We start from the raw sequence: 24,672 nt of genomic DNA on the forward strand, positions 1-24,672 counted from the left end.
CTGGACGAGTCGTGGCGGACGCGGGTCACCACTCGGGGGCGTCGGGTGCGCGCAGGTCGCGGAAGCCCGTGGCCCGGGCGGCGTAGACCGACAAGATACCCATGACCGCGAGGGAATTGTGGATCCGTCCCTGCCGGACCGCGGCGACCGCCTCCTCCAGCGGGACCCACACGGTCGGCATGTCGGCCTCCTCGTGCACCCGCTCGAAGTCGTTCTCGCCTTCGGGGATCTCGCTGAGCCCGCGGGCGAGGAAGACCCGCGTCCGCTCGTCCGTCATGCCCGGTGACGTGCAGGCGTCCAGGAGGGTGTGCCACTCCCGGGCGCGGTAGCCCGCCTCCTCGGCCAGCTCGCGCTCCGCCGTGCGCCACAGCGGCTCGCCCTCGACGTCGCGCAGACCGGCCGGCGGCTCCCACAGGAGGTACCCGACGGCGTGGCGGTACTGCCGCAGCAGCAGGACCCGCTCCTCGTCGTCCAGGCAGATCACGCCGACGGACCCCGGGTGCACGACGATGTCGCGCCCGACGACCTCCGAGTCGTCGCCGTTCGGCATCCGGACCCGGTCGGTGCGCACCTGGATGATCGCGCCGTCGAACCGCGGCTCGCTGCCCACGGTCTCCCAGCGGCAGGGCTCGTCGACGACGTCGCCATCCCCGCCGCGCACGTCACCGCCGGTCGCCGGTCCCCCGCCGGTCACGTCCCCGCCGCTCACCGGTCGCCCATCTCGCCCAGGGCGGCGGCGACGAGGCCGGCGAACAGCGGGTGCGCGCGGGTCGGCCGGGACCGGAACTCCGGGTGCGCCTGGGTCGCGACGTAGAACGGGTGACGGTCACGGGGCAGCTCGACGTACTCGACGAGGCGCGAGTCCGGGGACAGGCCGGAGAAGACGAGCCCGGCCGCCGTCAGCTCCTCGCGGTAGGCGTTGTTGACCTCATAGCGGTGCCGGTGCCGCTCCTCGACCTTTGCCGCGCCGTACAGCTCGCGGACCAGGGAGCCCTCGGCGAGGTCGGCCGGGTACAGGCCGAGCCGCATCGTGCCGCCCATGTCCCGCTCGCCCGCGACCACGTCGACCTGGTCGGCCATCGTGGCGATCACCGGGTCGGCGGCCTTCTCGTCGAACTCGGCGCTGTTGGCGCCCTCGATGCCGGCCAGGGCCCGGGCCGCCTCGATGACCATGCACTGCAGGCCCAGGCAGATGCCCAGGGTGGGGACGCGGTTCTCCCGCGCCCAGCGGGCGGCGGCGACCTTGCCCTCGATGCCGCGCACGCCGAAGCCACCGGGGATCAGGACGCCGTCGACGCCGCGCAGCTCACGCTCCGCGCCCTGCGGCGTCTCACAGTCGTCGCTCTTCACCCAGCGGATGTTGACGCGGGTGTCGTTGGCGAACCCGCCGTGCCGCAGCGCCTCGGTCACCGACAGGTACGCGTCGGGCAGGTCGATGTACTTGCCGACCAGCGCGATCGTGACCTCGTGGGCGGGCCGGTGCACACGGTGCAGCAGGTCGTCCCACTGCTTCCAGTCGACGTCGCGGAACGGCAGGCCCAGCCGGCGCACGACGTAGGCGTCCAGGCCCTCCTTGTGCAGGACCTTCGGGATGTCGTAGATGCTGGGCGCGTCCACGGCCGAGACCACGGCGTCGGCGTCCACGTCGCACATCAGGCTGATCTTGTTCTTCAGGCCCTGGGTGATCGGCCGGTCCGAACGGCACACGATCGCGTCGGGCTGGATGCCGATGCTGCGCAGCGCGGCGACCGAGTGCTGCGTCGGCTTGGTCTTCAGCTCACCGGACGGGCCGATGTAGGGCAGCAGCGAGACGTGCAGGAAAAAGCAGTTGTCCCGGCCGATCTCGTGGCGGATCTGGCGCACGGCCTCCAGGAACGGCAGCGACTCGATGTCGCCGACCGTGCCGCCCACCTCGGTGATGACCACGTCGACGTCGGGACCGGCCATGCCGCGGATCCGGTCCTTGATCTCGTTGGTGATGTGCGGGATGACCTGCACGGTGTCGCCGAGGTACTCCCCGCGCCGCTCTTTGGCGATCACGTTGGAGTACACCTGGCCGGTGGTGACGTTGGCCGAGCCGTGCAGCTCCGTGTCGAGGAACCGCTCGTAGTGGCCGACGTCGAGGTCGGTCTCGGCCCCGTCGTCGGTGACGAAGACCTCCCCGTGCTGGAACGGGTTCATCGTTCCCGGGTCGACGTTGAGGTAGGGGTCGAGCTTCTGCATGGTGACGCGCAGACCCCGCAGGGTCAGCAGCCGCCCGAGACTGGAGGCCGTCAGGCCCTTACCGAGGCTCGAGGCGACACCGCCGGTGACGAAGAGATGCTTGGTGGCCCGGACGGGCCCACCAATGACTGCCGAAGGCAAGAAAGACGCTCCCGTGGTCGTTGTCGCGGCGTTCACCGGCGTGGCGAACAACCGAATGTCCACGGGCCACCAGGATAACAGGCGACTCTCCTGGCGGCGCCCGCCGATCGGCGGTGAGCGGCGTCAGCGGTAGCCGTTCGCGTAGCTCCCCGTCGTGTTCGGCACTCCACCGCCCTGGATCTGGCCGCTGAGCTCGTCGATGATCTTCCGGGCCTGGTCGGCGGCGGTACGCGCCTGGTCCCGCTCGGTGGAGAGGGCGGCCAGGGCGTCACGCTGCTGGGTGACGGCCTCGGCGAGCTGGTCGACCCACTCCTCGCGCTCCTGCAGCTTCTTGGCGAGAGCGTCGCGGTCGGCGGTGGCCTGCCGGGCGGACGCGAGGGCCTGGTCGCGCTCGGTGGTCACCTGCCGGACGGACGCGAGGGCCTGGTCACGGTCGGCGGTCGCCTGCCGCGCCGACGCGAGGGCCTGGTCGCGGTCGCGGATGGCGTCCTCGGCCCGGCGCTGGGCCTGGGCCAGCTCGGACTGGGCCCGCGCCTGCCCGCGCTCGGCCAGGTCCCGGTTGCTCTCGGCCTTGGTCGCCTGGTCCACCGCCCGGAGGCGCTCGACGTCGAGCTCCTGGGCGCGACGGCGGGCGTCCTCGGCCTCCTTGGCCGACGCGGCCGCCGTCTGCTGCAGGGTCAGGGCCGCCGCCTCGAGCTCGGCGACCTTCGCGCGCAGGCCCGCGATCTCGATCTGGGAGGACTCCAGGGTCTTCGAGAGGTCGGCCGCGTGCTGGGAGATCCGGTCGCGCTCGCCCTCGACGGCCTTGCGCGCGGTCTGGGCCTCGCCGGCGGAGCGGTGCGCCTCGTCGCGGTCCTCCCGCATCTGGTCGCGTTCGGAGAACGCCTGCCGGGTGGTGGCCTCCGCCTGCTCGGCCGCCGCCCTGGCCTGCTCGGCGACCGCCTGCGCCTGATCGGCGGCGGCCCGCGCCTGGTCGCGCTCGGTGAACGCCTGCCGCATCGCGGCCTCGGCCTGCTCGGTCGAGACGCGCAGGCGCTCGACCTCCTGCCACGCCGAGCCGGCCTCCCGCTGTGCGGCCTCCCGCTCGGCCATGAGCTGGCGTACCGCGGCCTCGGCCTGCTCGGCCCGCTGCTCGGCCTGCCGGGACTGCGCGAGGGCCTGGTCGGTCTCCTGCCGGGCGGCGACGGTCTCCTGCTGCGCCTGGTCACGCTCGGTCAGGGCCTGGCGCATCGCGGCCTCGGACTGTTCCGCCTGGGCGCGGGCCCGCAGGCCCTCCTGCCAGGCGGTCTGCGCCTCCTGCTGGGCCTGGTCGCGCTCGGAGACCGCCTGCCGGGCGGACGTCTCGGCCTGCTCGACGCGCTGCCCCATCTCCTCGACCTGGGCGCGCATCCGGTCGACCTCCTGCAGGGCGGCGGCGGCGTCCTGCTTGGCGGCCTCACGCTCGGCCATGAGGCCGCGGGCGGTGGCCTCGGCCTGCTCCTTGAGCTGCCGCTCCGCCAGGGTCTCCTGCCGCGCGGCGGCGGTCTCCTGCTGGGCGGCCTCACGCTCGACCATCATCTGGCGGACCGCGGCCTCGGCCTGCTCCTTGAGCTGCCGCTCCGCGAGCGTCTCCTGCTGGGCGGCCTCACGCTCGACCATCATCTGGCGGACCGCGGCCTCGGCCTGCTCCTTGAGCTGCCGCTCGGCCTGCGTCTCCTGCCGCGCGGCGACGGTCTCCTGCCTGGCAGTGGCGGTCTCCTGGCGCGCGGCCGCGGCCTCCTGCTGCGCGGACTCCCGCTCGGCCATCATCTGGCGCACGGCGGCCTCGGCCTGCTCGACGCGCTGCTCCATCTGGTCGTGCGCGGCGCGGATGCGCTCGACCTCCTGCAGCGCGGAGGCGGCGTCCTGCTTGGCGGACTCGCGCTCGGCCAGCATCTGGCGCGCGGTGGCCTGGGCCTGCTCCATCTGGGTGCGCAGCCGCTCCGCCTCCTGCCAGGCGGACGCGGCCTCCTGCTTGGCCGACTCGTGCTCGGCGCGTACGGCGGCGATCTGTGCCGCGGCGTCCTGCTTGGCCTCGGCGACCTTCTGCTCTCCCTGCGCGAGGGCGCCGGCGAGCATGTCGGCCATCTGCCTCAGCCGGTCGACCACCTCGGCCGGTTGGTCGGCCTCGCCGGGGCGCGCCGGTGGGTTGGCGTTGCTGGGCGCCCACGACGACCCGGCGCCCTCTGGGGCATAGGAACCGCCCGAACCGTTGAGATCGCTCACATAGGGAACTCTAAGGGCGTCTCACCTAGCTGTCTGCCATGTCACGCAAGGTGTGGCGCATAACTCGTGATGATTTCGAGATCTACGCTGTTTCATGCGACCCCCGTGACCAGCGGTGACGCACCGTGAGGCCGTCGGCCGTCACTCTGCGCGGTCGTCGGCGTGTCGGGTGCGAGAATCTCCGGCATGAGGACGCTCTACCCGCCGATCGAGCCGTACGACTCCGGCCTGCTCGACGTCGGCGACGACGATCATCAGATCTACTGGGAGGTCTGCGGCAACCCCGACGGCAAGCCCGCGGTGATGCTGCACGGCGGGCCCGGCGGCGGCTGCACGCCCGGCCACCGGCGGCAGTTCGACCCGGAGGCGTACCGCATCGTGCTGTTCGACCAGCGCAACTGCGGGCGCAGCCGACCGCACGCGAGCGACCCGGCCGTCTCGCTGGAGCACAACACGACCTGGAACCTCGTCGCGGACCTGGAGCGGCTGCGCGAGCACCTGGGCATCGACCGGTGGCTGGTGTTCGGCGGGTCCTGGGGCAGCGCGCTGGCCCTGGCGTACGCCGAGACGCACCCGGACCGGGTGACCGAGCTGGTCCTGCGGGGGATCTTCACGCTGCGGCCGTTCGAGCTGTACTGGTACTACCAGGAGGGCGCCTCGCTGCTCTTCCCCGACCTGTGGGAGCAGTACGTCGCCCCGATCCCCGAGGACGAGCGGGACGACCTGATCGCCGCGTTCGCCGCGCGACTGAACGACCCCGACCCGGACGTGCGCGTTCCGGCGGCGCGGGCGTGGAGCGTCTGGGAGGGCTCGACGATCACGCTGCGCCCCGACCCGGAGATCATCGCGCAGCAGGGCGACCCCGACTACGCGGTGGCGTTCTCCCGGATCGAGAACCACTACTTCGTCAACGACGGGTTCCTCGAGGACGGGCAGCTGATCCGGGACGTCGGCAAGATCCGGCACATCCCGGCGGTGATCGTGCAGGGCCGCTACGACATCGCGACTCCGGCGGCGACCGCGTGGGACCTGCACCGGGCCTGGCCGGAGGCCGAGTTCCACCTCGTCGACGACGCGGGGCACGCCTACAGCGAGCCGGGCATCCTGCACCACCTCATCGAGGCCACGGACCGCTTCGCCCGTTGACGGCGCGGATCACCCGCCGACAGGATGTGACCACCGTAACGACTTAGGTGGTGTCATGACCTCCGTGCAGCGATCGATCGCCGTCCTGGACGCTCCGTCGAACCTCGGGCTCCGGCCGCCGCGCGAGGGCCACCAGCCCGGGGTCCGCGGCCTCGCCGCCGCGCTGCGCGGCCACGGCCTCGTCGACCGGCTCGGCGCGGCGGACGCGGGCCGGGTCGAGCCGCCGCCGTACTCGTTCGACGGCGACCCCGTCACCGGCTACCGCAACGGCCCGGCGATCGCGGAGTTCTCCGTACGGCTCGCGGACCGCGTCGGGGACCTTCTCGACGCGGGACGGTTCCCGCTCGTGCTGGGCGGCGACTGCGGCATCGCGCTGGGGCCCGCCCTGGCGCTGCGGCGGCGCGGCGCGTACGGGTTCGTGTACCTCGACGGGCACGACGACTACTCCCCGCTCCTGGACCCGGCGAGCCGGCACGGCCGCTTCACCGCCGGGGGCACGGCGCTCGCGCTCATCACCGGGCACGGGCCGGCGGCGCTGACCGGCATCGAGGGCCTCGGCCCGTACATCGCCGAGGAGCACGCGGTGCACATCGGCGCGCAGTACGAACCGGAGGACCTCGAGCTGTTCGACATCGAGCGCTTCCGAACGTCGCCGATCCACCGCTACCCGATCGAGTACGTCCGCGCGCACGGCGCCTCGGCGGCCGCCGAGGCGGCGCGCCGGGACCTGGCGGCGGCACCCGTCGAGGGGCACTGGATCCACATCGACGCGGACGTGCTGGACAGGAGCGTCATGCCGGCGGTCGACTCCCCCAACCCGGACGGCCTGTCCGTCCCGGAGTTCACCGAGGTCCTGGCGATCCTGCTCGCCGACCCCCGCGTGGCCGGCATGCACGTGGGCATCTACGACCCGGAGCTCGACCCGTCGGGCGAGGCGGGCCGCGCCCTGGCCGGCGCCCTCGTCTCGGCCCTCATCCGCTGAGCGGGCACTCCCCGTACCGAACTCCATTCGGTACGGTGGGGAGCGAACGCGCACGAGAGTGAGGCGGCGACGGTGGGCCATGGCTGAGACCGCGATCGCCGGGCTGGGCATGACCGAGCTCGGCAAGGTGTACGGCCGCAGTCCGCGCCGCCTGGCGGCGCAGGCCGTACGCGCGGCGGCGGCCGACGCCGGGCTCGCCCTCACCGACCTCGACGGCCTGATCGTCGCGCCCGGCATGTCCGGCTCCCCCGGCATCGAACTGGCCCGTACCCTCGGCCTGCGCGACCTCCGGCTGCTCACGTCGATGAACACGTTCGGCGCGTCGGCCGGAGCCATGGTGGCCCACGCCGCGTCGATGATCGCCGCCGGTTCGGCGAGCGCCGTCGCCTGCGTGTTCGCCGACGCGCCACTGCGGCCCGAACGTTCGGCGGGCGCCGCGTACGGCCGCGACGCCCGCGAGTGGCACGGCCTGGACGGGCTCCGCGCGGCCCTCGGGTTCCGCAGCGTCAACGTCTACTACGCGCTGGCCGCCCGGCGGCACATGCTCCGCTACGGCACCACCAGCGAGCAGCTCGGCGCGATCGCGGTGAGCACCCGCGCCTGGGCGGCCGGCAACCCCCGCGCCCAGCTGCGCGACCCGATCTCCCTGCGCGACCACCAGGAGTCCCGCTGGGTCGTCGAGCCGCTGCGCCTCCTCGACTGCTGCCTGGTCTCCAACGGCGGCGTCGCGGTCATCGTCACCGGCGCCGAGCGCGCCCGCGACCTGGCGCGGCCCCCGGTCCACATCTGGGGCTGGGGGCAGGGGCACCCCGGGCACCGGCTCGAACGCGGCAGTGCGTTCGGGCTGACGACCGGGGCCGCGATCTCCGGCCCGGCGGCGATGAAGATGGCCGGCGTCACCCCCGGCGACATCACCGTGTGCCAGCTGTACGACTGCTACACCTACACGGTCCTCGTGTCCCTGGAGGACTACGGCTTCTGCGCCAAGGGCGAGGGCGGCCCGTTCGCCGCGAGCGGCGCCCTCGGCCCCGGCGGAGCGCTGCCGACCAACACCGGCGGCGGGCAGCTGTCGGCATACTACCTGTGGGGAATGACGCCCCTGTCGGAGGCCGTCATCCAGGCGCGCGGCGACGGCGGCGACCGTCAGGCGCCGCGCAACGACCTCATCCTGGTCAGCGGCAACGGCGGCATCCTCGACCACCACTCCACCCTGATCGTCGGCCCGCACCCGAAAGGACGACCGTGAACGAGCGGATCACGACCACGGCGTCCCCCGCGACGGAGGGCGCCTGACCATGGAGACGTTCGGCGTCGTGCGGCGCGACGGCCGCTCCGATCCGTTCTTCGACGGCGCGGCGCGGGACCGGCTGGTGATCCGCCACTGCCCGCCCTGCGACCACTGGTACGCCCCGGACGCCGGCGGCTGCCCCGAGTGCGGCGCGGAGGAGCTCGAGTGGGCGGAGGCGAGCGGCCGGGCGGTCCTCGTGTCGTGGGCGGTCGCGCACCCGCGCGGCGGGGAGCCCGCGCCGCTGGCGCTGGTCGAGCTCGCCGAGGGACCGTGGATGTACGGGCGGCTGCACGGGGTGACCTCCCCGCGCGAAGGGCTGCCGTTGCGTGCGCGCTTCGTCCATCCGGACGAGGGCGAGAGCCACCCCCTGTTCGAGGAGGACCGTGAAGACCGAGGTCTGTGACAGGTTCGGGATCGAGTTCCCGCTGTTCGCGTTCAGCCACTGCCGCGACGTCGTCGCGGCGGTCACCAACGCGGGCGGCTTCGGCGTGCTCGGCGCGGTCGCCTACAGCCCCGACCGTCTCGAGGAGGAGCTGCGCTGGATCGACGAGCACGTCGGCGGCCGCCCGTACGGCGTCGACGTCCTGGTCCCCGGCAAGATCGCCAAGGAGGCGGCGGACGGCCGCGGCTCGCTGCTGTCCGCGGTGCCGCCGGAGCACTGGCGGTTCCTGAGCGGGCTGTTCGAGAAGTACGGCGTTCCGGCGCCGTCGCCGGAGGCCCTCGGCGACCCGCGGGTCGACGGCGTGGGACGGCAGGTGACGCAGCAGGGCGCCACCGAACTGATCGACGTCGCGCTGGCCCATCCGATCCGGCTCATCGCCAGCGCGCTCGGCCCGCCCCCGCCGGTCATGGTCGAGCGGGCCCGCGCCGCCGGCGTGCCGGTGGCGGCGCTGGTCGGCACGGTCGAGCACGCCCGCCGCCAGGTGGCGGCCGGGGCCGACCTGATCGTGGCGCAGGGCGGCGAGGCCGGCGGCCACACCGGCGAGATCTCCACGATGGTGCTCGTCCCGGAGGTCGTCGACGCGGTCGCGCCGCTGCCCGTCCTGGCCGCGGGCGGCATCGCGACCGGGCGTCAGATGGCCGCCGCGCTCGCGCTGGGCGCGTCGGGCGTCTGGTGCGGCTCGGTCTGGCTGACGACCGAGGAGGCCGAGACCCTGCCCGCGGTCAAGGCCAAGATGCTCGCCGCCACGTCCCGGGACACCGTCCGCTCCCGGTCGCGCACGGGCAAGCCGGCCCGGCAGCTCCGCTCCGCCTGGACCGAGGAGTGGGACTCCCCCGCCAGTCCCGGCCCGCTGCCGATGCCGCTGCAGATGATCGTCGCCGAAGGCGCGATGGCGCCGATCGGCAAGGCCGCCGAGGCCGGCAACGAGGGCGCCCGGCAGCTCGCCAACTACTTCGTCGGCCAGGTCGTCGGGCTGATGAACACCGTCAAGCCCGCGCGCCAGGTCGTCTACGACATGATCGAGGAGTTCGCCGACGCCCTTGAACGGCTGAACCGCATCACGAACGACTGAGCCTCGTCACCGACCACGGGGAGCCGCCGTTTCCGGCCGCTCCCCGCCGGTCCGGCCCGGCGCCGGCTTTTGTTTCGGCGCTGCCCCCGCCCAGGTTGTGGTTGGGACTGATCCCGCAGTGTCGGGAGGGGTCCCGCATCCGCCTCGTACGCTGCATTCACGGCGGTCTGCCACCGCCGAGCGATCCGATTTCGCGGGGGTGCGGCATGAGCGTGACGGAACCCGCCAGAGCGATGGGCGAGGAGATCCTCAGCACCGGGGTCGGCCGTGAGCTCCTGGAGCGGCTGGACGAATGGACCAGGGCGCATCCGTGGCGGCTGGGCGGCCAGGCGTTCCCGTTGGTGGTGCTGGAGTCGGCCGACGCCGGTGTGGACGCCGGCGCGTACGTCGACGCCCTGGCGCAGGCGGCGGCCGCGGCCGACATCCCGCACCTCGTCCTGTCCTCCCCGGACGCCCCGGAGCGCGCCGCCGACGGCGAAGATCAGGGCGGCGCGGTCCCCGGCAGGACGCCGCCGGGGATCACCCTGCTCGACTCGCTGAGCAAGCCCGGCGCGTGGCCCGAAAACGGTCCCGCGGCCGGCCGTTACCGGTTCCCCCGGTCGGACCTCGTCCGGTCCTGCGAAGAGGCGGTCCGCAGCGCCGCCGAGAAGAACCGGGAACGGCCCGCCTCGACGACACCTACCGAGGAGTGGTCCGACGCCGCCGTGCTGCTGCCGTGGACCCGGCGGCCGCTGACCGCGCCGGTGTGGTGGTCCACCGTCATCGTGCTGGTCGCCGCCATCTTCGGCGGCATCGCCCAGGGCGTCGCGGACAAGACGCGCATCGGCACCCTGCTTGCCGTCTGCTGCGTCCTGCTGGCGGCGGTCGCACTCGCCGCCGGCCTGTCGAACCGCAGGATCTGGCTGCCCATCCTGTCCCGTGTCGGATTCGGTACGCGCTACCGCTGGCTGGCCGCCTCCTCGTTCTTCGCGGTTCAGGGAAGCCGGGGATTCGGCGGGCGGCTGAACTCCCAGCTCGAGCAGATCAACGATGCCCTCGGGATCGAGTCGGCCAGGTCGGCCGGCGCAAGGAAACGGGAGAAGGCGGCCAAGTCCTGGCTGCAGACGAAGACGTTCGCGTTCCTGGAGGACCTGCGCGCCCGGCACCGCAAGCTCTCCTTCACCCTCCGGGGGTTCAAGCGCCCCGTCCCGTCCGTGGTGTTCCTCCGGGACATCACCCGCCGGAACGGCGGCGCCGAACTGCTGGTGGCCATGAGCGACGTGCGCAGCCGCCGCAGCGAACTGCATCCCCTGCTCGTCATCGCCTCCGTCGACCATGCCCACCGCGCCGACATCGACGACCTGCTCGGTGCCGCTCCCGCCGCCGGTTCCCTGTCCTCCGGCAAGCGCTCCGAAACTCTCAAGAAGCGCTACGAGGACTGGATCAAGTCCCTGGCCGGCGCCCAGGGGCCCAGCACCCAGGTCACCTCGCCGTGGCTGCTGCGGCTGCCCATCACCGCCGACAACCCCGCCGACGCGACTCCTCCGCCGCTGAAACCCCGCACCCGGCCCCGCTGGACGTGGCTGTGGTCGGGCCGATCGCTGCTGGCGCTCCTCGCCGCCCTCGCCGTCGGCGGGTCGTACCTGCACGCCCAACTGACCTCGACGCACTGCAGCGTCCACGCCCTGTTCTTCGCCAACACCGACACCCAGCTACGCCGCGACGCCGCGGGCAGCCGCGAGTGCGTCGGCATCGCCACCGAAGGCGTCCGCTTCGAACAGGGCCCCCTCAGCACGACGCTGGGCGGCGGGAGCGCCAAGCCCGACGCCGCCCATACCGCGGACCAGATCACGCTCGCCGATCTGGAGAACCGGATCGCGGCGGAGAACGCCTGGGTGCTGGCCGGCCACCGGCCGTACGTGACGATCCTGTACGTCGGGATGATGACGGCGGCCAACGGCCAGGAGAACAGCACGGTGAGCACCATCCGCCAGCTCGCTGGAGCGTACCTCGCGCAGCGCGGCAACAACCGTGCCCAAGCCGGCGGCGGCGACGATCCCCTGAAGATCCGTCTGCTCGCGGTGAACGCCGGGCAGGACATGGCCTTCTCCAAGATCGCGGCGGACCGCATCCTCGCCATGGCGCGCCGGGACCGCACGGTCGTCGGGGTGGTCGGTCTCGGCCGCAACACCGCCGAGTCGCAGAAGGCCATCCGCAGGCTGAGCGCCGCCGGCCTCGCGGTGGTCAACCCGGTCAACTCCTCCGACACGCTGCGCGCGCTCCCGCAGTTCTACGGTCTGGCCGCCACCGACAACGACGAGGCCGTGGTCGCCCGTAAGGCCCTGGGCGGCAAGCGCGCCGGCCGCACGCTGATCGTTTACCGCTCCCCCGGAGTGGAGGGCAACGACTACGGCGCGGAGCTGGCCGAGGACGCACGGCGGGCGCTGGCGGTCGGCCGGTCCTCGACGATGCTGCGCTACGACGGCATCGACGACATCGGCGCGAAGGTACGGGCGGCTTGCCGGAACTCGGCGGGAGACCCCTACACCCTGGTGTACTTCGCCGGGCGCACCGAAGACCTCGGCGGCCTCATCAACGCGCTGCGCGACGGCGGCTGCGCCGATCGCGAGCTGACGGTGCTCGGCGGGGACGAGGTGTCCCGGTCGCGGTTCGGCACCGGCCGGACCGACGTGCTGTTGCCGCGGTCGATGACGGTCTACTACACGACGTTCACCTACCCGCCGAACCTGGTCGCGGGGAACAGGGACACCGACAACCCGTTCTTCGTCCTCGCCCGGAACGAGCTCGGAATCGGCCCCGAACAGCGTTCGGCGCTGCTGGCGGACGGCCAGATGATCATGTCGTACGACTCGACGTCCGCGTTGGCACAGGCCGCGGAGCGCGCCTTCGGAACGCTGGACCTCGCCGCGCACGGCGCGGCCCGCGCGCCGGGCTCCGCGTCGGTCACCTCCGGCTCGGTGCTGCTGACGTTGCCGAATCTCAGCTACCAGGGCGCGACCGGTCTGATCGACTTCACCCACGACCAGCACGTCAGAGGCGGCTCCGGCCGCCGGGCGCTCACTCTGGTCAAGGTGACCGGCCGTGACCTCGGAGCGACGCCCAAGGCCGTCTGCGGCCAACTCGCCGGTGGCCGGCCCGCCCCTGGCCTTCCGGCCTGCCAGTAGGCGGCGAGCCGGGGAGGAACGGCCGGTCAGCGGCGGTACTGATACACCGGGCGGGCCGGCCCGGCCTGGATCTGCCGGTCGATGAGCTGGGCGAACGCTCGATAGCCGAGCTCGTTCGGGTGGAAGCTGCGCGGTTCGACCGCCAAGGCCCCGAAGTCGACCTTCAGGGAGTTCAGGTAGGGCTGCGCCGTCCCGAGCTCGTGCCCGTCGAACGCGGCGTACCCGTCGGTGAACTCCACGGTGCCCGGACGGCCCGCAGCCGCCAGCCCCCCGTCCGCGCGGCGGGCCGCGGCGGCGATGACGTCGTCGAGGTCACGGACGACGCCGTTGAGGTACGCCTGGTCGGCGACGCCGATGTTGTCCACCGAGTGGCCGGGCCGCACCGGGAACGGCCGGGGATAACCCAGCACGACGATCCGCGCCTTCGGCGCCCGCCGCCCGATCTGGTCGAAGACCGTGGCCAGCCGGGCGGGCAGGGCGGTCATCCGGGCCCGGATGCCGGGGTCCTGGTCACGGCAGGCCGACGACCAGGGCAGGCGTACGACGCACCGGGTGACGATCTGCGAGAAGCCGAGGTCGTTGCCACCGATGGTGAGAGTCACCAGGCTCGTCTCGGGCCGCAGGCGATCGACCTGGGCCGGCTCACCGTGCCGGCCGCCGTACAGGATGTCATCGATCCGCGCGCCGCTGCAGGCCCAGAGATTTCCGCCGAGCGCGAACCGGAAGCCCTGTGCCACCGCCGAGAAGTACGCGCCCCTGGACCGGTGGCAGTCCTCGGACCCGCCGCCGGCGTACCCGCGGTCGGCGGTGAGGTCCCAGGTCCCCTCTCCCGAGGAGTAGGAGTCTCCGAGGGCGACGTAGCCGCCGCGCAGGGCGGCCTGCAAGGCGGTCAGCCGGGTCGGCGGGGAGACGAACCGGATGCGCGGGATCCCGCAGCCGGAGCCGAAGAGCCGGCACTGCCCGGTCACCGCGAGCGGAACGACCAGCGCCCCGATCAGCGCCGCGACGAGCGCCGGGACCAGGATCAGCAGGCCACGGCGTGTGCGGATGCGCCTCCCCAGTGCCGCGAGCGCGACCATGCACCACCTCCGCCCCATGATCATGGTCTCATCTCACCACGCCGGAGGCGAGCCTCGGGCCCGGCCGCGACGGGCCTCCGTTCCCGGGGGCGGCGCGCCACCCGAAGACCCGCGATGATCCGGCACGCTTGCCGGGGTTCCGGGGAGCGGATAGCATCCCAGGTGTTGCAGTCGTAGTTTCCTCGTACGTGTTAAGTTTGATCTTGAACGCCCGCGGAAGTATTGACGGCGGGCGTTTTCGCTTCTCCGGGATAGTCTTCGCGGACGTAAGCCAAAGGTCCGTAAACGCAGCCCCGGGCGCAACCGGCGTCTGGTGTGGCTCCCCAAGAAGGAGAGAAGAAGGAAAGTGGCAGAAGGTACCGTCAAGTGGTTCAACGCCGACAAGGGTTTCGGATTCATCGCGCCTGACGGCGGCGGCCCGGACGTTTTCGTTCACTACTCGGCGATCACTTCCTCCGGCTTCCGCAGCCTGGAGGAGAACCAGCGCGTGAGCTTCCAGACGACCCAGGGCCCGAAGGGCCCGCAGGCGGAGGACGTGACCCCGCTCTAAGGCTTAGATGTGCCTGTCCGGGCCCGCACCGTTCATCGGTGCGGGCCCGGTCTCGTTGACCGATCAGTTCCCTGCGAACATCCCGGGCTCGTAGGAACCGCCCTGCCGGCGGGTGATCACGCCGAGCCGGTTGGCCGCGTTGATCACGGCGACCAGGTAGACCAGCGCGGCGGTCTGGTCGTCGTCGTAGTGCCTGCGCACCTGAGCCCACGTCTGGTCGGACACGCCCTCGCAGGCGTCGGCAAGCCGGGTGCCCTCCTCGGCGAGTGCCAGCGCGGCCCGCTCGGCCTCGGTGAACACGCTGGACTCGCGCCAGGCGGCGACCAGGTTGAGGCGGACCGGAGTCTCCCCCGCGGCGGCGGCCTCCTTGGTGTGGATGTCCACGCACCAGCCGCAGCCGTTGATCTGGCTGGCGCGCAGCATCACGAGCTCCTGGAGATCCCGGGGCAGCGACGACTGCTGGATCGCCAGGCCGACGTTGAAGAACCGCTTGCCGATCTTGCTGCCGAGCTCGTTGGCCATCAGGTCGAAACGAGGTTCCATGACTTTTCCCTCACGCGTGGGGCGGCGTACCGCGCGGATCGTCCGCGCGGCGCCCTGACGACCACGAGATGCCGGCGCCCCCGCCCCTGTGACAGCCCGGCCATGTGACGTACGCCACCGGCCGTCGGCGTCACAGAACGCCCGCGACCGACATCTGGTGCGTGGAGAGCAGTCGACAACGAACGGGCGGGCGGCCATGAGCGAGCACGGGAAGGCGACGACGGACCGGGATCCGGACACGAGGGAGCACAGCGGGGCGACGCCGGACGCGGCCGCGTCCCGGCGCGACTACCGGACGCCGGCCTCCTTCATGTCGCGCAGTTCGCGCTTGAGCTCCTTGATCTCGTCGCGGAGCCGGGCCGCCATCTCGAACTGCAGCTCCTCCGCCGCGTGGTGCATCTGCTGCGTCATCTGCTCGATGAGGGCCTCCATCTCCTCGCGCGGCCGCTCGCCGACGAGGTCGGCCGCGTGCCGGCCGGCGCGCTGCTTGGAGGACAGGCCCGGCACCGGCGCCTTACCCCGGCTCTGCTGCCGTCCGGCACCGCCGATGAGCTCCTCGGTGTCGGCGTCCTCCCGGGTCAGCATGTCGAGGATGTCGGCGATCTTCTTGCGCAGGGCCGTCGGCTCGATGCCGTTCGCCTCGTTGTAGGCCATCTGCTTGGCGCGCCGCCGGTTGGTCTCGTCGATGGCCCGCTCCATCGACGGGGTGACCTTGTCGGCGTACATGTGCACCTGGCCCGAGACGTTCCGCGCGGCCCGGCCGATCGTCTGGATCAGCGAGGTCTCTGAGCGCAGGAAGCCCTCCTTGTCGGCGTCGAGGATGCTGACCAGCGACACCTCCGGCAGGTCGAGACCCTCGCGGAGCAGGTTGATGCCGACCAGGACGTCGAACTCCCCCAGCCGCAGCTCGCGCAGCAGCTCGACCCGGCGCAGCGTGTCGACCTCGCTGTGGAGGTAGCGCACCCGGATGCCGAGCTCCAGGAGGTAGTCGGTGAGGTCCTCGGCCATCTTCTTGGTCAGCGTGGTGACCAGCACCCGCTCGTCCCGCTCGGCGCGCTGCCGGATCTCGTGGACCAGGTCGTCGATCTGCCCCTTCGTCGGCTTGATGACGACCTCGGGGTCGACCAGGCCGGTCGGGCGGATCACCTGTTCGACGACGTCGCCCTTCACCCGGCCCAGTTCGTACGGCCCGGGGGTCGCCGACAGGTACACCGTCTGCCCGATGCGCTCGAGGAACTCCTCCCACTTCAGCGGGCGGTTGTCCATCGCGCTCGGCAGCCGGAACCCGTGGTCGACGAGGGTGCGCTTGCGCGACATGTCGCCTTCGTACATCGCGCCGATCTGCGGGGTCGTCTGGTGCGACTCGTCGATGACGAGGAGGAAGTCCTCGGGGAAGTAGTCGAGGAGGGTGTTGGGCGGGGTGCCGGGACCACGGCCGTCGATGTGCCGGGAGTAGTTCTCGATGCCGGAGCAGGTGCCGACCTGCCGCATCATCTCGATGTCGTACGTGGTGCGCATCCGCAGCCGCTGGGCCTCCAGCAGCTTGCCCTGCCGCTCCATCTCGGCGAGCCGCTGCTCCAGCTCCGTCTCGATGCCGTTGATGGCGCGCTCCATGCGCTCCGGACCGGCGACGTAGTGGGAGGCCGGGAAGATGTACAGCTCCTCGTCCTCGGTGATCACCTCACCGGTCAGCGGGTGCAGCGTGGCGAGCTTCTCGATCTCGTCGCCGAACATCTCGATGCGGACGGCGAGCTCTTCGTACTGCGGAATGATCTCGATCGTGTCGCCGCGCACGCGGAACGTGCCCCGGGTGAACGCCAGGTCGTTGCGGGCGTACTGCATCGCGACGAGGCGGCGCAGCAGCTCGTCCCGCTCGATCTCGTCCCCGACCTTGAGCCGGACCATGCGGTCGACGTACTCCTGCGGGGTTCCCAGGCCGTAGATACAGGACACCGACGCGACCACGATCGTGTCGCGGCGGGTCAGCAGCGAGTTGGTCGCCGAGTGCCGCAGCCGCTCCACCTCGTCGTTGATCGAGGAGTCCTTCTCGATGTAGGTGTCGGTCTGCGGGACGTACGCCTCAGGCTGGTAGTAGTCGTAGTAGGAGACGAAGTACTCGACGGCGTTGTTCGGCAGCATCTCGCGCAGCTCGTTGGCGAACTGCGCGGCGAGCGTCTTGTTCGGCTGCATGACCAGGGTCGGGCGCTGGACCTTCTCGATCAGCCAGGCGACCGTCGCGGTCTTGCCGGTGCCGGTCGCTCCCAGGAGCACCGAGTCCTTGTCGCCGCGCTTGACGCGCCGCTCCAGCTCGGCGATCGCCGCCGGCTGGTCGCCGGACGGGGTCATCTCGGTGACGACCTCGAAGGGCGCCACCTTCCGCTGAAGATCGGTGACAGGCCGCACGCTGCTCCTCCGAATGATGCGCTCACTGGCCGCCTCGGCGGCTTCTGAACCGGGCGGGCCCCCTCACGGCCACAGTCCCCGGTATGAGGTTCAACCTACGCCCCGCCACCGACATTCCGGTCCAGCGAGCGCCGGCTCGCGCGTGGTCGAGCCCGTACGGGCACGGGCTCGGATCGGGCAGGGGCTCGAATCGGGCGGCGGATGCCGGTGAGACACCGGCCGGGGGGATCAGCCCTCCGCGCCGCCGGCCCCGCCGGCCCCGCCCGGGACGACGACGCCTGTCTCGTAGGCGACGACGATCGCCTGGGCGCGGTCGCGCAGGCCGAGTTTGGACAGGATCCGCGCCACGTGGGTCTTCACGGTCGCGTCGCTGACGTGCAGCACGCCGGCGAGCTCGGCGTTGCTGAGCCCGCGCGCCAGCAGCCGGAGCACGTCGAGCTCCCGGGGGGTGAGCGTCGACAGGTCGCGGTGCAGGGTCGCGCCCCGATCGTCGTGGCGGGCGTACCGCTCGATGAGACGGCGGGTGATGCTCGGGGCGAGCAGCGCGTCGCCGGAGCGCACCAGCCGCACCGCCGCGACCAGATGCTCGGGCGAGACGTCCTTGAGGAGGAACCCGCTGGCACCCGCGCTGAGCGCGGCGTAGACGTAGCGGTCGAGGTCGAAGGTCGTCAGGATGATGACGCGCGGCGTGTACGGGCCGGCCGACAGGATGCGCCGCGTGGCCTCCAGACCGTCGACCTCGGGCATCCGGATGTCCATGAGCACGACGTCGGGCCGGGTCCTGCGGACCTCGTCGACGGCCTTCGCGCCGTCGGCGGCCTCCCCGACGACGTCGATCCCCTCGGCGGCCAGGATCATCGCGAACCCGGTCCGGACCAGCGCCTGATCGTCGGCGATGACGACCCGGAGGGGATCGCTCACTCCTCTCCCCCTGGCAGCACCGCGCACAGCCGATAGCCGCCGGCCGGAAGCCCACCGGCCTCGAGCGTGCCGCCGTAGACGGCGAGTCGTTCGCGCAGTCCGATCAGCCCGCGGCCGCTGCCGGAGCGGGCCGACGCCGTGGGCGTACCGCCGGTGTCGGTCACCTCGATCCGCAGATCGCGAGGGCCGTACGTGACGCTGATCGCGACCCGCGCGCCCGCCGCGTGCTTGACCGTGTTGGTCAGCGCCTCCTGCACCACCCGGTAGGCCGCGAGATCGACCCCGGCGGGCAGCGGAACCGGAGAGCCGGTCACGGTCAGCTCGGCCTCCACTCCCGCTTCCCGGGCCCGCTCGACCAGCGCCGGGACCTGGTGAAGCCCGGGCGGCGGGGCGAGGTCCTCCGCGCCCACCTGGTCCGGGTCGTCACCGTTCATGGTGAGCAGGCCCATGACGTGGCGCAACTCGGTCATCGCGGTCCGCCCGCCGGACTCCACGGCCAGCATGGCCTGCTCGGCCCGCTCGGGCGCCGTCTTCAGCACCTTCCGGGCGGCGCCGGCCTGAACGACCATCATGCTGACATTGTGGGTGACGACGTCGTGCAGTTCCTGCGCGATCCGCGACCGCTCCCGCTCGACCGCCCGCCGTGTCGTCGTCTCCCGCTCCTCCTCCAGGATCCGTACGCGCTGCTTCCAGGTGTGCATCGCGTTGGCCGCGAGCCCCGCCGGGATCAGGACGAGGAACGTGACCACGCCGGGCCTGATGGAAGGCACGACCCCCTCGTGGTCGGCTGCGAGCAGCACCGCGCCGGCCAGCGCGCCGGCCAGCGCCAGCGACCGGTGCGGACTGTACATCACGGCACTGTAGGCGGCGATCAGGCAGGCGGCGAAGGTGAATGAGGGGTCGTAGCCCGGGTGCAGGTGGTAGAGCTGTGTCGCGCCGAGGACGACCCAGAACGCCGCGACCGGGTACCGGCGCCGCGCCACCAGGGGCATCGCGGTCAGGACCGCCAGGATCAGGTGCCAGAACGAAGTGCCGCCGTGGAGACTCCCGGCGTCGACGCCGTGGGGCGGCGCCGGCGGATCCGGGGGAACCGGGACATCGCCCGGGGTCACCGGGACGGGCCCGCCGTTCACCACGGAGACGGGATCTGACGCGCTCGGGTACCGGCTGACGCTCAGCGTGCCCAGGGTCAGGACGAGAGCGAGGATCGCGTCGGACGTCCAGGCCCAGCGGGAAACGGCCGGCGGCGGACCGGTGACACGCCACAGCGCGGCAACACCGCCAACCCGGCGGCCGATGATCTCTGCTCTGCTCACCGGCCAAGTGTCCCAATCGGCGGGAATCGCGACATCCGCCCCGATGACGACCGGCACGCGGGTACCGGCGTACATCGCAAGGATGACGCGCCGCCCTCGTCCCCCTGGCGGAGGACCGGAGTTCGCCACGGTTGCCGACGCGCCGGTCCGCGCACCGCTCCTAGCGTCGGGTCGCGTCGACACCGACCCGATCCGTGGAGGACCCGTTGACAGCGATCATCGAGATCCGAGATGTGCGCAAGAGATACGACGAAGGGCCGCCGGCCCTGGACGGCCTGAACCTCCAGGTGCGCGCCGGTGAGGCGCTGGCGGTGCTCGGCCCGTCGGGCAGCGGCAAATCGACCCTGCTCAACATGATCGCCGGATTGGACAAGCCGAGCGAAGGCGCCGTCACCGTGGACGGCCTACGCGTCGACCGGCTGGGCGAGGCCGCCCTGGCGAGGTACCGGCGGGAACGGATCGGAATGGTCTTCCAGTTCTTCAACCTGCTGGACGACCTGACCGCCGAGGACAACGTGCTCCTGCCGGCCCAGCTGGCCGGCGTGCCGCGGGCCAGGGCCCGCGCCCGGGCCGCCGAACTGCTCGACCAGCTCGGCATCGCCCGGCACGCCCGCGCCTTCCCCGGCCGCCTGTCCGGCGGCGAGCGCCAGCGCGTCGCGGTCGCCAGGGCGCTGATGAACCGTCCCCCGCTCCTGCTGGCCGACGAGCCGACCGGCGCTCTGGACAGCGCCTCCGCCGCCGACGTCAGGGAACTGCTGGTCGACCTCAACCGGAACGGGCAGACGATCCTGCTGGTCACCCACGACACCGCGCTCGCGGCGTCGAGCGCGACACGGACGATCGAGCTGATGGACGGCAGGATCTCGCGCGACGTCCAGACGGTCACCCGATGAGCGCGCTGGGGAGGGTCGTACGCGCCGGCGTCGGACGGCGCCGCGTCCAGACCGTGGTGATGACGCTGACCACGATGATGGCGGTCACCGCGTCGGTGCTGGCCGCAGGTCTCCTCGTGACGTCGCAGGCCCCGTTCGACCACGCCTTCGCGAAGCAGAAGGGCGCGCACCTGACCGTGCAATACGACGGATCAAGGGTCACCGCCGGGCAGGTCGCGGCCACCGCGCACGTCTCCGGGGTGACGGCGGCCGCCGGGCCGTTCCCGGTCCTGTCGCTGCGTCCGCATGTCGGCCGGAACAAGTCCGGCATGCCGCTGGGCGACCACCTGCCGCCGATGACGATCGTCGGCCGTGCCGATCCGGGCGGACCGGTCGACGACCTCGACCTCACCACCGGTCGGTGGGCCACCGGGGCGGGGCAGGTCGTGCTGAGCGACGAGAATGCGCCGTTCGGCATCGGCGACCGTATGGATTTCCCCGATCTGCCCGGCGGTCCGTCGCTGACCGTCGTCGGGCTGGCCAGGTCGGTGGGCGCTAGCGCGGAGGCGTGGGTGTCGCCGGCGGAGCTCACCGCGCTGACCGCTCCCGGTGCCGTACCGGCCCATCAGATGCTCTACCGCTTCGCCGGCGCCGGGACCGACGCCCAGATCACCGCCGATCGCGCCGCGATCACCGCGGCCGTGCCGCCGGGATCGATGACCGGAGCGGCGTCCTACTTGAAGATCAGGCTGGCCGCGAGCCGCGCCTCGGCGACGTTCGTCCCGTTCGTGATCACCTTCGGGGTCCTCGGCCTGGTCATGTCGATCCTGATCATCGGCGTCGTGGTCAGCGGGGCGGTCGGCGCCGCGACCCGGCGCATCGGCGTCCTGAAGTCGCTGGGGTTCACCCCGGCCCAGGTCGTGCGCGCCTACGTCGCGCAGGCGCTGATCCCCGCGACCGTCGGCGCCGTCCTGGGCGTCATCTCCGGCAACCTGCTGTCGATCCCGGTCCTGAGCCAGGCCAAGAGCGCGTACGGCACCGGCGGGTTGACGGTCGCCCCATGGATCGACGTCGCCGTTCCCGCCGTCGTTCTCGCCGCGGTCGCCGTCACCGCACTGGTGCCCGCGCTGCGTGCCGGGCGGCTGCGGACCGTCGAGGCGATCGCCGTCGGCCGCACACCCCGCTCCGGACGCGGCCGCGCGGTGCGGTACCTGCTGGGCCGGCTGCCATTGCCGCGGCCGGTGAGCCTCGGCCTGGCCACCCCCTTCGCCCGGCCCGCGCGGTCGGCGACGGTGGCCGCGGCCGTGGCCTTCGGCACGATCGGCATCACCTTCGGCGTCGGTCTCGCCCTGTCCCTGAACGCGATCCAGAACGGCCTCAACCGCCGGACCCCGGGTACGGTCGTGGTCTCGGCCTTCGCGTTCGCCCCGCCGGCCCCCGGGACGGACCCGGCCACCCCGCTCGTGAAGCCGGCCGTGAAACCCGCGGCGATCGCCGCGAAGATCAGTGCGCAACCGGGCACCAGGCGCTACTTCAGTACCGGCCAGACCCGGGTCGGCGTGGCCGGACTGGCCGGCCGGACGACCGTGATCGCTTACGAGGGCGACTCGTCCTGGGGTTCGTACCAGATGGTCGCCGGGTCGTGGTTCCACGGCCGAGGCCAGGCGGTGGTCCCCTCGGGGTTCCTCAGGACGACCGGGGCCCATATCGGAGACACCATCACCCTGACCGAGGGCGGCCGCAGCGCCCCGGTGCGGATCGTCGGCGAGGCGCTGGACCTGCGGGAGGAGGGCATGGTCATCCTGACCGATGACTCGTCCCTCACCGCCCTCCGCGCCCCCGTCCTGCCGGAGTCGGTCGAGTTCGCGATCGATCTCAAACCGGGAACCGATCCGCGGGCGTATCTCGACTCGCTCAACGCGGCCCTGCGGCCGCTCGGCATCACCGCGGCGACCAATTCCGGGCGGCTGAGCGGCACGGTCGTCGCCATGGACACCCTGGCCGCGATGCTCACGTTGATGCTGCTCGCCGTGGCCGGTCTGGGCGTGCTCGACACCGTCGTGCTCGACACCCGGGAGCGCGTCCACGACCTGGGGGTGCTGAAGGCGCTGGGTATGTCACCGAGGCAGACGGTCACCATGGTCATCACATCGGTCGCCGGAGTCGGCCTGCTCGCCGGCGCACTCGGGGTCCCGGTCGGCGTCGCGCTGCACGATCACGTGCTGCCGGTCATGGGTGATGCCGCGGGCACCAGGTTCCCGGCGGCGGACATCGCGGTGTACGACCTGCCCGTGCTGATACCGCTCGTCCTGGGCGGGCTGGTCATCGCGGCGGTGGGCGCGTTCCCGCCGGCCGGCTGGGCCGCCCACACCCGCACCGCGACCGCTCTGCGCACGGAGTAGCCGGCCGACCGTTCGAGGTCCTCATCGGGTCGCCCGCCCTCCCTCCAGGGTGGCCGGGCGACCGCTGCCTCCGAAGGCCCTCCGGGCCGGGTTACCTGATGTCAATATGAACGTCATGCCCGACTTACACCCCGCTTCCCGACCGGCAGTCCTGTCGGCGCACCGTCATGACCGAGCCCCCGCCCCCGGCCGTGAAGGACCCCCATGCTCGTACGCCTCGCCGCCATCACGCTCGTCTCCGCCGTCCCCCTCGCCCTCGCCGGAACCGCCTCCGCCGCTTCGACCGTCGCGGACGTCGGCCACCGGGGCGCGTCCGCGTACGCGCCGGAGAACACCCTCGCGGCCTTCCGGCAGGCCAAGACGAGGCACGCCGACTACTTCGAGCTCGACGTCCAGCAGACCAAGGACCACAAGCTCATCGTCATGCACGACGAGACGCTGAAGCGGACCACCAACGTGGAGAAGGTCTACCCGCACGGCTCACCATGGCGGATCCGCGACTACACCCTCAAGCAGATCAAGCGGCTCGACGCCGGGTCGTGGTTCTCGTCCAAGTACAAGGGCGAGCGGGTGCCGACCCTGGACGAGACGCTGAGCGCCATGCAGGGCCAGGGTCTGAAGCTCCTCCTGGAGCTCAAGAACCCGTCCCTGTACCCCGGCATGAACGGCCGGGTCGCCACGGCGCTGCGCGCCCACCCGTACTGGCTGCGCCCGGGCCGGCTGATCGTCCAGAGCTTCGAGTGGTCGTACCTGAAGAGCTTCCACCCGCTGCTGCCGTCCGTGCCGCTGGGCGTCCTCGGCAAGCCGACCACGGCACAGCTCCCGGCGGTCGCGAAGTACGCGCGCTACGTCAACCCGAAGTACACGAAGGTCGGCAAGAGCTACGTCGGCAGCGTCAAGAAGCGTCACCTGAAGGTCTTCGTGTACGTGGTCGACGACCGCGCGACGATGCGCCGGATGATCGGCTACGGGGTGGACGGGATCATCACCAACCGCCCCGACACGCTCCGCTCGGTCCTCAAGGGATAGGCGTGCCGCCGTCAACGCCGTGGATCGTCGTCGTCCACGGTACCGGGATCCTCGGCGCCGGTCGCCGAGGATCTCAGGGGGCGGGGAACTCGCAGTAGGCGACGGTCGCGTCGTCGTGACGCTTGTGCCGGGGCCAGCGCCGGCCGTCCGGGTCGGATCGCTCGGCCTCCCGGACCTGTTCGATCAGCGCCGCGGGCCCTCGCTCGCCCAGCGTGGCCAGGGTCTGCGGCCAGTCGGCCAGGCCGAAGGCGTCGACCGCCCGGGTCGCGCCGTCGGTCAGCAGGGCCGCCCGGCGCAGCTCCGGGAGCGGCACGCTCCCGGTGAGCGCCCGCCCCGCCACGCGCGGGTCGGCGGCGGCGAATCCGCTGCCGTCGGCGGTGAGCGCGGTGACCCGCCCGCCCTGGTCGAGCAGCAGCGTGGAGTCCGACAGCACCAGGTAGTCCGCGGCCTGGTCCCGGACGCGCAGCGCGACGACCGTCGTCGCCGGGGTCCAGGGATGGGACAGGTCACAGCGGCCGCCGTGCGCGGCGGCCGTCTCCGTGATCGCCTGCGCGAGGGCGGCGGCCGGGCTCAGTCCGTGGTCGAGGAGGCCGGCGAGCAGCCGGGTCGCGAGCTGCCCCACGTACCAGGGGCGGCCGTGCACGCAACCGGTCTCCAGATCCATGTCGATGCTCATGCCGTCCAGCACCACGGCAGCGCCGAGCGCGGTCGCGACGAAGTCCTCGTTCGGGCGAGCGGGGCTGCCCTGATCGGTCGCCCAGGTAACCCGCATCATCGCCCACTCCTCGCACCGGTACGGCCCGCGGGCCGGCCGCCCGTCCGGGCGATCCGCGTCATCGCCCGCTCCTCCACGTC

The 24,672-nt window shown here is 72.3% G+C and carries 19 protein-coding genes; 10 read left to right on the forward strand and 9 right to left on the reverse strand.

The window, feature by feature from the left end:
- Positions 1–25 precede the first annotated feature (25 nt).
- The 3 genes from NE235_RS04720 to NE235_RS04730 form a co-directional block, all read right to left on the reverse strand.
- Positions 26–709, reverse strand: a complete 684-nt coding sequence (locus NE235_RS04720; protein WP_308206020.1) for an NUDIX hydrolase — start codon at positions 707–709, stop codon at positions 26–28.
- Positions 706–2,364: a CTP synthase gene (locus tag NE235_RS04725; RefSeq protein WP_252799691.1), complete on the reverse strand. Its 1,659-nt coding sequence runs from the start codon at positions 2,362–2,364 to the stop codon at positions 706–708. Before NE235_RS04725 ends, NE235_RS04720 begins: the two co-directional genes overlap by 4 nt.
- A gap of 123 nt (positions 2,365–2,487) precedes the next feature.
- Positions 2,488–4,608: a coiled-coil domain-containing protein gene (locus NE235_RS04730; protein WP_252799692.1), complete on the reverse strand. Its 2,121-nt coding sequence runs from the start codon at positions 4,606–4,608 to the stop codon at positions 2,488–2,490.
- A gap of 186 nt (positions 4,609–4,794) precedes the next feature.
- Here NE235_RS04730 and pip point away from each other — a divergent pair, with 186 nt between their 5' ends.
- The 6 genes from pip (at position 4,795) to NE235_RS04760 (ending at position 12,702) form a co-directional block, all read left to right on the forward strand.
- Positions 4,795–5,754, forward strand: a complete 960-nt coding sequence (gene pip / locus NE235_RS04735; protein WP_252799693.1) for a prolyl aminopeptidase — start codon at positions 4,795–4,797, stop codon at positions 5,752–5,754.
- A 55-nt stretch (positions 5,755–5,809) separates the two neighbouring features.
- Positions 5,810–6,736, forward strand: a complete 927-nt coding sequence (locus NE235_RS04740) for an arginase family protein (RefSeq protein ID WP_252799694.1) — start codon at positions 5,810–5,812, stop codon at positions 6,734–6,736.
- A gap of 79 nt (positions 6,737–6,815) precedes the next feature.
- Positions 6,816–7,982: a thiolase family protein gene (locus NE235_RS04745; protein ID WP_252799695.1), complete on the forward strand. Its 1,167-nt coding sequence runs from the start codon at positions 6,816–6,818 to the stop codon at positions 7,980–7,982.
- Between the two features lie 49 nt (positions 7,983–8,031).
- Entirely contained in the window at positions 8,032–8,427 is a 396-nt protein-coding gene (locus tag NE235_RS04750) for a Zn-ribbon domain-containing OB-fold protein (protein ID WP_252799696.1), read from the forward strand.
- Positions 8,408–9,538 carry an NAD(P)H-dependent flavin oxidoreductase gene (locus NE235_RS04755; RefSeq protein ID WP_252799697.1) on the forward strand — a complete coding sequence of 377 codons (1,131 nt, stop codon included), beginning with the start codon at positions 8,408–8,410 and terminating at the stop codon, positions 9,536–9,538. The genes NE235_RS04750 and NE235_RS04755 overlap by 20 nt, the downstream gene beginning before the upstream one ends.
- Positions 9,539–9,744: 206 nt before the next feature.
- Entirely contained in the window at positions 9,745–12,702 is a 2,958-nt protein-coding gene (locus NE235_RS04760) for a type 1 periplasmic-binding domain-containing protein (RefSeq protein ID WP_252799698.1), read from the forward strand.
- Positions 12,703–12,728: 26 nt separating this feature from the next.
- On the opposite strand, the gene NE235_RS04765 is transcribed toward NE235_RS04760, so the two are convergent.
- Positions 12,729–13,781 (reverse strand): SGNH/GDSL hydrolase family protein, encoded by a 1,053-nt coding sequence (locus NE235_RS04765; RefSeq protein WP_252799699.1) that lies wholly within the window; start codon positions 13,779–13,781, stop codon positions 12,729–12,731.
- A 346-nt stretch (positions 13,782–14,127) separates the two neighbouring features.
- On the opposite strand from NE235_RS04765, the gene NE235_RS04770 reads away from it, so the two are divergent.
- Positions 14,128–14,331: a cold-shock protein gene (locus NE235_RS04770; RefSeq protein ID WP_252799700.1), complete on the forward strand. Its 204-nt coding sequence runs from the start codon at positions 14,128–14,130 to the stop codon at positions 14,329–14,331.
- A gap of 63 nt (positions 14,332–14,394) precedes the next feature.
- Here NE235_RS04770 and NE235_RS04775 read toward each other — a convergent pair whose 3' ends face one another.
- From NE235_RS04775 to NE235_RS38075, 4 genes are all read right to left on the reverse strand, one after another.
- A complete protein-coding gene (locus NE235_RS04775; protein ID WP_252799701.1) occupies positions 14,395–14,874 on the reverse strand; it encodes a carboxymuconolactone decarboxylase family protein in 480 nt (159 codons plus the stop codon).
- 288 nt (positions 14,875–15,162) lie between these two features.
- On the reverse strand, positions 15,163–17,277 hold the full coding sequence (gene uvrB / locus NE235_RS04780) for an excinuclease ABC subunit UvrB (protein ID WP_252799702.1): 2,115 nt from the start codon (positions 17,275–17,277) through the stop codon (positions 15,163–15,165).
- 228 nt (positions 17,278–17,505) lie between these two features.
- Complete coding sequence (locus tag NE235_RS04785; RefSeq protein WP_252799703.1) at positions 17,506–18,198, reverse strand: response regulator; 693 nt, start codon at positions 18,196–18,198, stop codon at positions 17,506–17,508.
- Positions 18,195–19,514, reverse strand: a complete 1,320-nt coding sequence (locus tag NE235_RS38075; protein ID WP_252799704.1) for a sensor histidine kinase — start codon at positions 19,512–19,514, stop codon at positions 18,195–18,197. The genes NE235_RS04785 and NE235_RS38075 overlap by 4 nt, the downstream gene beginning before the upstream one ends.
- Before the next feature lie 206 nt (positions 19,515–19,720).
- Here NE235_RS38075 and NE235_RS04795 point away from each other — a divergent pair, with 206 nt between their 5' ends.
- The 3 genes from NE235_RS04795 (at position 19,721) to NE235_RS04805 (ending at position 23,817) form a co-directional block, all read left to right on the forward strand.
- Positions 19,721–20,407 (forward strand): ABC transporter ATP-binding protein, encoded by a 687-nt coding sequence (locus tag NE235_RS04795; protein ID WP_252799705.1) that lies wholly within the window; start codon positions 19,721–19,723, stop codon positions 20,405–20,407.
- On the forward strand, positions 20,404–22,788 hold the full coding sequence (locus tag NE235_RS04800; protein ID WP_252799706.1) for an ABC transporter permease: 2,385 nt from the start codon (positions 20,404–20,406) through the stop codon (positions 22,786–22,788). Before NE235_RS04795 ends, NE235_RS04800 begins: the two co-directional genes overlap by 4 nt.
- Positions 22,789–22,992: 204 nt before the next feature.
- Positions 22,993–23,817 carry a glycerophosphodiester phosphodiesterase gene (locus NE235_RS04805; protein ID WP_252799707.1) on the forward strand — a complete coding sequence of 275 codons (825 nt, stop codon included), beginning with the start codon at positions 22,993–22,995 and terminating at the stop codon, positions 23,815–23,817.
- Positions 23,818–23,890: 73 nt separating this feature from the next.
- Here the strand turns inward: NE235_RS04805 and NE235_RS04810 are convergent, their stop codons facing one another.
- A complete protein-coding gene (locus tag NE235_RS04810) occupies positions 23,891–24,592 on the reverse strand; it encodes a hypothetical protein (protein ID WP_308206021.1) in 702 nt (233 codons plus the stop codon).
- Positions 24,593–24,672: the final 80 nt, after the last annotated feature.

The organism is Actinoallomurus spadix, from assembly GCF_024055725.1.
GTDB classification, from domain to species: Bacteria; Actinomycetota; Actinomycetes; order Streptosporangiales; family Streptosporangiaceae; genus Actinoallomurus; species Actinoallomurus spadix.